Origin of the sequence: Acidovorax sp. (assembly GCF_021287135.1) — a bacterium.
Classification (GTDB): domain Bacteria; phylum Pseudomonadota; class Gammaproteobacteria; order Burkholderiales; family Burkholderiaceae_C; genus Acidovorax.
Map to the genome: position 1 here is coordinate 1 of NZ_JAJTBB010000019.1, position 9,365 is coordinate 9,365.

At 71.4% G+C, this 9,365-nt stretch carries 5 protein-coding genes and 1 pseudogene; 5 read left to right on the plus strand and 1 reads right to left on the minus strand.

Going from position 1 to position 9,365, the window contains the following annotated elements; all coding sequences use genetic code 11:
- Together LWW96_RS04115 and LWW96_RS04120 are read left to right on the plus strand one after the other, a co-directional pair.
- Nucleotides 1-993, plus strand: a pseudogene (locus tag LWW96_RS04115) (hypothetical protein); the annotation flags it as partial.
- A 16-nt stretch (nucleotides 994-1,009) separates the two neighbouring features.
- Nucleotides 1,010-2,050 carry an IPTL-CTERM sorting domain-containing protein gene (locus LWW96_RS04120; RefSeq protein WP_291484404.1) on the plus strand — a complete coding sequence of 347 codons (1,041 nt, stop codon included), beginning with the start codon at nucleotides 1,010-1,012 and terminating at the stop codon, nucleotides 2,048-2,050.
- Nucleotides 2,051-2,466: 416 nt separating this feature from the next.
- Here LWW96_RS04120 and LWW96_RS04125 read toward each other — a convergent pair whose 3' ends face one another.
- Nucleotides 2,467-3,333, minus strand: coding sequence for a creatininase family protein (locus LWW96_RS04125; RefSeq protein ID WP_291484405.1), 867 nt, complete (start codon nucleotides 3,331-3,333; stop codon nucleotides 2,467-2,469).
- A gap of 44 nt (nucleotides 3,334-3,377) precedes the next feature.
- On the opposite strand from LWW96_RS04125, the gene LWW96_RS04130 reads away from it, so the two are divergent.
- The 3 genes from LWW96_RS04130 to LWW96_RS04140 form a co-directional block, all read left to right on the plus strand.
- Complete coding sequence (locus tag LWW96_RS04130; RefSeq protein WP_291484406.1) at nucleotides 3,378-4,130, plus strand: alanyl-tRNA editing protein; 753 nt, start codon at nucleotides 3,378-3,380, stop codon at nucleotides 4,128-4,130.
- A 285-nt stretch (nucleotides 4,131-4,415) separates the two neighbouring features.
- Entirely contained in the window at nucleotides 4,416-8,228 is a 3,813-nt protein-coding gene (locus tag LWW96_RS04135; protein WP_291484407.1) for a DUF748 domain-containing protein, read from the plus strand.
- A 179-nt stretch (nucleotides 8,229-8,407) separates the two neighbouring features.
- On the plus strand, nucleotides 8,408-9,365 hold a 958-nt coding region (locus LWW96_RS04140; RefSeq protein ID WP_291484408.1), incomplete at its 3' end, for a protein-disulfide reductase DsbD domain-containing protein.

Below are 9,365 nucleotides of genomic sequence, written 5' to 3' on the forward strand. Positions count from 1 at the left end.
GACTGGGGCGTGAACCTCAACGGGGCAGCATTGTCGGGCTACGGCTGGAGCGAGACCGCGGGCTGGGTGCGTTTTGACCCCACGGGTGGCGGCGTCACGCTCAACTCCTCCAACGGGGTGTTTGACGGCTGGGCCTGGGCCGAGAACCTGGGCTGGATTCACTTCAAAGGCAGCGCACCCGCCTACAACGTGCTGTTCACCCCGTCCAAGCAGGTCAACGCCGTGCTGCTGAGCGCTTCCGATCCCCAGCAGCTGCGCGCTGCCGTGGCAGGTTCCGGGATGCACCTGTCGGACGATGGCGGCGCCACCTGGAGCGCCGCGATCACGCAGCCGACGGACCGCCGCCTGAAGGCCGCCGTGGCGCACCCCGCCACGGCGGCCACGCTGTACACGGCCAGTTACGGCAGCGGCATTTTCCGAAGTACCGATGGCGGGGCACACTGGGCCGCATGCGCCAACACCGGTTTGAACCTGAACGCGTATGCGCTCGTGGTGGACAGTGGCGGCACGCTGTACGCAGCGACGCAAGGCGGGGTTTTTGCCAGCGCCGATTGCGCCACCTGGGCCATCCACAGCACCGGCCTGCCCAATGCCGCAGGCCTGTACAGCCCCACCGTGCTGGCGGTGGACCCGGCCAACCCCGGCCGCGTGTACGCCGGGGTGGACGGGGCGGGCATCTACCGCAGCGGAAACGGTGGCGGCACTTGGACCGCCGCCAGCACCCAGCCAGCCAACACGGATGTGCGGGCGCTGCAGATCAAGCCGGGGAGTGGGGCCACGGTGTTCGCCGCCAGCTACGGTGGCGGGGCGTTCAAGAGTACCGACGGCGGCGCCACATGGGCGTCCTGCGCCTCGCAGCCCCCCAATCTGAACCTGCTGTCCCTGGCGATGGACAACGCAGGCTCGCTCTTCGCTGGCTCTGAAGCGGGGGTGTTTGTCAGCAGCAACGACTGTGCAAGCTGGGCCGCCCTGAGCGCCGGCCTGCCCAACTGAGTCCGCGGAGCACACCATGAATACTTTTTGGCTGCGCTGCATCGCCCTGTGTGCGCTGACCCCTTTGGCCCATGCTGCACCGGTATATGACCAGTGGGCGGGCACCGGTCCGTTTGCCTCAGGCCTGGGCAACCGGGTCATCACGTCATTGGCAGTACGGCCCAACGGGGCCCAGGTGTTTGCCGGAACCGGCAGCGGCACGGTGCTGGGCTATGCGTTTTCGAATACCACGCCCGGCGCGTTCAGCTTCATGCCTCAAACCGGCGTTCCCCTGAGCACGGCCATCACCTCCAACAGCATCACCGTGGCGGGCATCACCAACGGCGTGGCGATCAGTGTCACGGGAGGGCTGTACGCCATCAATGGTGGGGCGTACACCGCGGCCGCAGGTAACGTGAACAACGGCGATACGGTGACGGTGCGGCTGACCTCAGCCGCCAGCTTCAGCACCACCAGCCTGGCCACGCTGACCATTGCCTCGATGTCGGCGGTGTTCCAGGTGACGACGCTGGCGGCGGTGACCACCTACAGCGCACCCGCGGGTTCGGGGAGTGGCAACATCACCGCCAGCTTTACGGGGGGCGGCCCCGATTGCAGCCTGGCCACGTCGAGCTACGCGGCGGCCACGACCACGCCCGACAAGGTTTCGCTGCCCTACGGCACGTTCAGCTTCACGACCACGCAGTGCAATGCGGGGGCCACACTGAACTTCACGATCACTTACCCGCAAGCCTTGCCGGCAGGGGCCAAGTACTACAAGTACGGCCCCGAGTTTGGCGGTAGCTCCACGCCCCATTGGTACGCCTTGCCGGGGGCGGTGGTCAGCGGCAACCAGGTGACGTTCAGCATCACCGATAACGGCGTGGGCGACAGCAACCCCGCAGCGGGCTACATCACAGACCCGGGCGGCGTGGGGGTGCCGCTGGCCGGTGCGGTAGGCATCCCCGCCCTGAGCGAATGGGCGCTGATGCTGCTGGCGGGGTTGATGGCAACCCTGGGCCTGCGCCAAAGCCAAAGCGGCACCCAGCGCCGAAAACCACGGTTGCTTGCGCCTTAGCGGAAGGCTGGACGGCAAAAGGCGATCCCGAAAATCGGCCACAACGCGGCGGCGTGCACCCCCGGCACGGCCGTGGCGCCGCCAAAACGGCGGGCGAGATGCTGGGCCAGCCCCTCTCGCGCATGCACGGCAAGCCATCCCTTTCCGGGGCCTTTCCCCACAACCGCTTTCAAGCAAGCGATCCGCGAAGACACGGGCGCGAGCGATGGCGGTGGAGCCACTCCACAGCAGGCAGCCAGGCGGTCGCGGACGGCGCACGTGCTTGCGCACGACGCAGCCCGCGCTGGGCCACGCCTTGCGAGACGGTGTGCTACAGAGGTGTCAGTCGCCAATCCCCTCCTGCTGCGCCTGTCCGATCGACGCGACCGCGCCCGTGCGCTCTCTCAGGCGAGATGGTTCTTGAAGCCTTGAGGGGCTTATGCCCCCTCGCTGCGCAGCGTGCCCAAGGGCAACACATGCAGCTCCTGCAACAGCGCCACCAGTTGCGTGGCCGCCGCCTGCACCACGGCGCACCCCTTCTCGGCGGTGGCTGCGGCGGCGTTGCCCACGGCGCCCGCGGGGTGGTAGTCCTGCATCTGCCAGCCCAGCTTGGCGCTCCGGCCGTTGCCCAGGATGGCGTAGCGCTCGGCGCGGTCCTGGGACGTGGAGCGGAACGCCTGGGCGTGCGCCATCTGCACCGTGCCGGGCGACAGGTGCAGCATCATCGAGGTCTCGATCTCGCCCGCATGGATGCCAAAGCGGTGCTCCTCGGCGCTGAACTGGCCGGCCACCGCATCCGGCAGCGGCAGGCTGAACCAGCTGGCGCTGTAGACGAGCAGGTCGCAGCGCGTGCGCAGCTCGCGCGCCACGATGTCCATCACGCTCACCTGGCCGCCGTGGCCGTTGAAGAGCAGCAGCTTCTTGACGCCCGCACGGGCCACGCACTCGCCGATCTCGGTCCACAGCGCGATCACCGTGGCGGGCGACAGCGTGAGCGTGCCGGGAAAGCGCAGGTGCTCCGGGCTCAGGCCCACGTTCTGCGGCGGCAAAAACAGCGCGGGCAGGCCGGCGGGCAGCTGCGGCAGCGCGGCGTCGATCACGCCCTGCAGCAGGGTGGCATCCACCGACAGCGGCAGGTGCGGGCCGTGCTGCTCCACGGCCGCCACGGGCAGCACGGCCACCACCTGCTCCGCCTGGCCGCTGGCTTGCAGCGCGGCAAAGTCGCGGGTGGACAGGTCGGCCCAGAAGCGGGAGGGCAGCGCGAGGGGCGCGGACGAAGGGGAAGGGGCAGCGGCGGCGGTCATGCCCGCGATGGTAGCGGCGCAGGGGCCCGCGCTACCATCACCGCATGACCACCGACCTCTTCCGCCAAGACGCCTACCTGCGCGAGTGCAGCGCCCACATCACTGCCGTCACCGACACCGGCATCGTGCTGGACCGGACCGTGTTCTACCCCCTGGGCGGTGGCCAGGCGGGCGACAGCGGCGTGCTGGCCCTGGCGGACGGCACCGAAATCGCCATTGCCGACACCCGCAAGGGCAAGGACGCGGACGGCAACCCCACCAGCGACATCGTGCACCTCCCCGCGCCAGGCCAGGAGGAGCGCGTGGCCCGGCTCACGCCCGGCACCGCCGTCACGGCCCGCATCGACTGGGAGCGCCGCCACCGCATGATGCGGCTGCACACCACCAGCCACCTGCTGTGCCATGTGGTGCCCCAGCTGGTCAACGGCTGTTCCATCACGCCCGACTATGCCCGGCTGGACTTCGCCATGACCGACCCGCTGGACAAGGACCAGCTCACGGCAGGCATCGCCGCCCTGGTGGCCGCCGCCCACCCGATCACGGTGGCGTCGATCAGCGACGAAGAACTGGACGCCAACCCCGGCCTGGTCAAGAGCATGAGCGTGCAGCCCCCGCGCGGCACGGGCCGCATCCGCACCATCCGCATCGGCGGCGACGGCGGCGCGCCGCTGGTGGACCTGCAGCCCTGCGGCGGCACGCATGTGGCCAACACGGCCGAGATCGGCGCCATCGTGGTCACCAAAATCGAGAAAAAAAGCGCTACGACCCGCAGGGTGGTGCTGGGCTTTGCCCAGTGAGCGAAGCGAAAGCGCTTTTCTTTGGGGTGCACTCATTTGCGCGCAGCGCAAGTGGGTGCGCACCAGAAGCCTCCCCCGAAGACCCACCACACGCAGGGTGGTGCTGGGCTTTGCCCCCTGAACTGCCAATGTCAACAATATTGAACTGACGCAACGCGCCCGTTGCAATGGTTTACGCGGCCGGACGGCCGCCGGGGACAATAGCGCCCGCGCGCCTTGGCGCTCCGGTGCCCCGCGCCCTGGAGCCCCCGCCGGCGCGCCACGCCGCCACCACAGCCTTCCGCCATGCCGACTTCCCTGCGTTCCGCCCCCGCTTCCCTTGCCACCCTGCGCCAGCACCGCTGGTTCCGCCCTGCCCTGCGCGCCGTGGCGGGGCTGGGCGCGTTGTGGCTGCTGGCCTGGCTGGCCGTTCCGCCCCTGGCCAAGGGGCCGCTGGAGCGTGCGGCCTCCGAGCAGCTGGGCCGCCAGGTGACGATCGGCGCGCTGGACTTCCGGCCGTGGAGCCTGGAGCTCGCGCTGCGCGACGTGACCGTGGCCGGCGCCGAGGGCGCGCCCCCGCAGCTGACCATCGGCCGCATTTATGCCGACGGCGAGCTGCAATCGCTGCTGCGCCTGGCGCCGGTGGTGGACGCCTTCACCGTCGAGAACCCGGTGCTGCGCCTCACGCACCTGGGCGACGGGCACTACGACGTGGACGACATCCTGGCCAAGGTCACCGCGCGCCCCACCGAGCCCGAGCCCGAGCCCGACAAGGGGCCCGCGCGGCTGGCGCTCTACAACCTGGCGCTCACCGGCGGCAGCATCGATTTCACCGACCGCACGGTGGGCAGCACCCACCAGGTCCGCGCACTCACGCTCAACGTGCCGTTCATCAGCACCCTGCCGTCGCAGCGCGAAATCAAGGTGGAGCCGCGCCTTGCGTTCACGCTCGATGGCAGTGCCTTCGACTCGTCGGCCGAGGGCACGCCATTTGCGCAAACTGGCCACACGGACGCCCACCTGCGCCTGGACGGGCTGAACCTCGCGTCCTACCTGGGCTACCTGCCCGCAAGCCTTCCGGTCAAGGTGCAGGGCGCCACGCTGGACGCCGATGTGAAGGTGGCCTTCGAACAGCACCCGCGCATGGCCGTGAAGCTTACCGGCACGGTGGCCGCCCGCGGCGTGCGCGTGGCCGACCGCCAGGGCGCCGACCTGCTGAGCTATGAGCGCCTGGCCATCGACATGGACGACGTGCGCCCGCTGGAACAGGTGGTGCGCCTGAAACACGTCGAACTGACGGGGCCGGTGCTCACCGCCACGCGCGATGCGGCGGGGCAGATCAACCTGGCGCAGCTGGCGGCGTCCCCGGCCGGCGAATCCAGGGCCACAGCCCCCGCGCCGGCGCCCCAGCCCCGCAGCAAGGCATCCAAGGCCTCCAAGGCATCGGCCGCAGCGCCCAAGCCGGCGGCACCCGCCTGGACGGTGGAAGTGGCCACGGCCGCCGTGCGCGGCGGCACCGTGCGCTGGGCGGACCAGTCCACGCGCCCGGCGGCCGCGCTGCAGGCCACGGACCTCACGCTGGACGCGTCCGGCCTGGCCCTGCCCTGGGCCAAGCCGCTCACCTTCCAGGGCAGCCTGAACCTGCAGGGCAGCCCGCTGCAGTTTGCGGGCGAGGCCACCGACCAGAAGGCCCGCGTCACCACCACGCTGAAGGCGCTGCCGCTGCAGCTGGCCGCCCCCTACCTGGCCCAGGTGCTGGAGCCTGCCGTCTCCGGCCAGCTCACTGGCGACGTGGGCGTGCAGTGGGAGGCACCGGCCCAGCCCGCGCAGGGCGCACAGAGCGGCGCCACCGGCGTCACCCTCACGGCCGGCCCGCTGGTGCTGGAACAGCTGGCGCTGCGGCAGGGCAAGTCCACGCTCGCGGGCCTGGGCCAGTTGGAGCTGGCGGGCGCCCAGGTGCCGCTGGACGCGCGCACCGCCACGTTGGAGCGCCTAGCGCTCAACCGCCCGCAGATCGCCGTGGAGCGCGGCGCCGACGGGCGCTGGATGTTCGAGCGCTGGCTCAAGGCCGCCCCGGCGCAAGGCGCCACGCAGGCCGCCGAGCCTGCGGCTACGCAGCGCTCCGCCACGCCCTGGAAGCTGCGCGTGGCCGAACTCTCGGTGCAGGACGGTACCGTCAGCCTGGCCGACAACGCCCAGCCCCGCCCGGTGGCGCTGGAGCTGACGGCCCTGGGCCTTTCGGCCCGCAATCTGGCCACCGACGGCAGCAAGCCGGAGCCCGTTCAGCTGACGGCCCGCGCGGCGGTGCCCGGCCGGGGCAGCAAGGCTGCCGCCGCCGGCAAGCTCGACTACCAGGGCACGCTGGCGCTGCAGCCGCTGGCCACGCAGGGCAAGCTGGAGGCCACGCGGCTGCCGCTGCATGCGCTGGACGGCTACCTGGCCGGCCAGCTGGCCGTGGAACTGCTGCGCGCCGACGTGGGCTACCGGGGGCAGGTCAGCGCCTCGCAGTCCGACAAGGGACTGAGCCTGCGCCTGGCCGGCGATGCGGTGGTGGAAGACCTCAAGGCCAACAGCACCGCCGCCTCCACGCCCAAGACCGAAGCCCAGGTGGGCGAGGAACTGCTGGCCTGGAAGAGCCTGAACCTGCGCGGCCTGGCCGTGGCTACCGCGCCCGGCACCGCGCCGCGCGTGGAGGTCAAGGAAACCAGCCTGGTGGATTTCTTTGCGCGCATCACGGTGAACGAGGCCGGGCGCATCAACCTGAGCGACATCGCCAAGACGCCCGAAGAGGCCCGCGCCGCCAATGCCGCGGCCAGCGCTGCCGGCCCGGCCGCGGCACCGGCGTCCGCGCCCGCAGCCTCCGCTCCGGTTGCTGCCGTGGCCGCCGCGCCGGCCTCTGCCGCATCCGCCCCCGCCGCCGTGGCGCAGGCCAACCCGCTGGCGCCGGTGGTGCAGTTCGGGCCGGTGAGCCTGGTCAACGGCCGCGTCGCGTTTTCCGACTTCTTCATCAAGCCCAACTACTCCGCCGACCTGTCGGAGCTGACGGGCCGGCTCAGCGCCTTCTCCTCGCAGGCGCCGGGCGGCGAGCCCGTGCTGGCCGACCTGGAGCTGCGCGGCCGGGCCGAGGGCTCGGCCTCGCTGGAAGTCACGGGCAAGCTGAACCCGCTGGCCAAGCCGCTGGCGCTGGACATCGTGGGCGCGGTGCGGGGCCTGGAACTGCCGCCGCTGAGCCCCTATGCGGTGAAGTACGCAGGCCACGGCATCGAGCGCGGCAAGCTCAGCATGGACGTGACCTACAAGGTGCTGCCCAACGGCCAGCTCACGGCCAGCAACCGGCTCGTGCTGAACCAGCTGACCTTCGGCGAGCCCGTGCAGGGCGCGCCCGCCAGCCTGCCCGTGAAGCTGGCCGTGGCGCTGCTGGCCGACCGCAACGGCGTGATCGACCTGGACCTGCCCATCAGCGGCTCGCTGAACGACCCGCAGTTCCGCCTGGGCCCGGTGATCGGCCGCATCATCCTGAACCTGATCGGCAAGGCCCTGACGGCGCCGTTCGCGCTGCTGGCCAATGCTTTCGGCGGCGGCGAGGAAATGAGCAACGTGGCGTTCGCCCCCGGCAGCGCCACGCTCACCCCCGAGGCGCAGCAACGCCTGGACAAGGTGGCCAAGGCCCTGGGCGACCGCCCCGCGCTCAAGCTCACCGTGACCGGCCTGGCCAGCCTGCAGGACGAGCGCGAGGGCCTGCAGCGCGAGCGCCTGCGCCAGCGCGTACTGGCCGAAAAGCGCCGCGCCAGCCCGGACGACGCCACCCCCGTGTCGGACGCCGAGTACCCGGACCTGCTCAAGGCGGTGTACCGCCGCGCCGACATCCCCAAGCCGCGCAATCTGGTGGGCCTGGCCAAGGACCTCACGGTGCCGGAGATGGAGGCCCTGCTCATCGCCAACCAGCCCGCCACGCAGGCCATGTCTGCCGAACTGGCCCAAGCGCGCGGCGAGGCCGTGCGCGACTACCTGGCCGCGCAGAAGGTGCCGGCGGAGCGGCTGTTCATCGCCGCGCCCAAGGCCGACCCCAAGCCAGCGGACAAGTGGCAGCCGCACGCGGAGCTGTCGCTGGGAACGTAGCAGGCCAGCGCGCTGCGCCGGCGGGCGCGGGTTCGCCCGCCCCGCCCTGGGGCACGCACGCCCCCGCGTGCCTGCGGGCGGCCGGGCGGCCGGGCGGCCGGGCGGGACGACAATGCGGGCTGCGGGGACCTCCGCAGCGCCGGAACCAAACCCACCCACCCCGCTCCCACACTGCAACCATGCCGCACCGCCCGCTCCGACACGTTGTCGTCACTCTCTTTTTGATAGCTGCCAGCGCTTTATGGACAAGCGCTAGCGCCCAATTTCCCACCAAATCCTCAGGCCAGGGCACCAGCGGCGTTTCCACGCCCCACGTGCGCGCCGACCTGGTCGCCCACGCGCCGCAGGGCGTGGCGCCCGGCCAGCCGCTGTGGCTGGGCCTGCAGATCACCCACCAGCCGGGCTGGCACACCTACTGGCGCAACCCCGGCGATTCCGGCCTGCCCACCGAGCTGGCCTGGCAGCTGCCGCCGGGGCTGGACGCGGGCGAGATCGCCTGGCCGCTGCCCCGCAAGATTCCCATCGGCACGCTGGCCAACTACGGCTACGAAGGCACGGTGCTGCTGCCGGTGCCGGTCACGGTGGCCAGCACCTTTGCGCCCGGCCCGCTGGCGCAGGACGTCACCGTCAAGCTCCACGCCACCTGGCTGGTGTGCCGCAAGGAGTGCATCCCGGAAGAAGGCGACTTCACCCTGCAGCTGCCCCTCAAGAGCACCACGGCGCTGAACGCCGCCGCGTTCGAGGCCGCGGCCCAGGCCCAGCCCCGGCCCCTGCTGGCCGACACGCAGGGCGTGCTGCCCGACAGCCAGGCCCGCATCACCGACGACCACGCCCTGCAGATCAGCGTGCACGGCCTGCCCGTGGCCCTGCGCGGGCGGGTGCTGGACCTGTTCCCCGAGGCCAGCGGCGTCATCGACAACGCCGCGCCCTGGGGCCAGGCCTGGAACGGCAGCGTGTGGACCGCGCAGATTCCCCTGTCTGCCCAGCGCAGTGCCAGCCCCAGCCTGATGCCCGTGGTGCTGGCCGAGCAGGCGGCCCCGGGCCACGGCACCGGCCCCGACACGCGCACCGGCTACCGTGCCGAGCTGAAGGTGCTGGGCACCTGGCCGCAGGTCGCGTCGGTTGCCAGCGTGTCGC

Bases quoted from the DNA above. Each gene is read 5' to 3' on its own strand.
- LWW96_RS04120 (WP_291484404.1), top strand. From the start codon at position 1,010: ATGAATACTTTTTGGCTGCGCTGCATCGCCCTGTGTGCGCTGACCCCT.
- LWW96_RS04125 (WP_291484405.1), bottom strand. From the start codon at position 3,333: ATGACCGCCGCCGCTGCCCCTTCCCCTTCGTCCGCGCCCCTCGCGCTG.
- LWW96_RS04130 (WP_291484406.1), top strand. From the start codon at position 3,378: ATGACCACCGACCTCTTCCGCCAAGACGCCTACCTGCGCGAGTGCAGC.
- LWW96_RS04135 (WP_291484407.1), top strand. From the start codon at position 4,416: ATGCCGACTTCCCTGCGTTCCGCCCCCGCTTCCCTTGCCACCCTGCGC.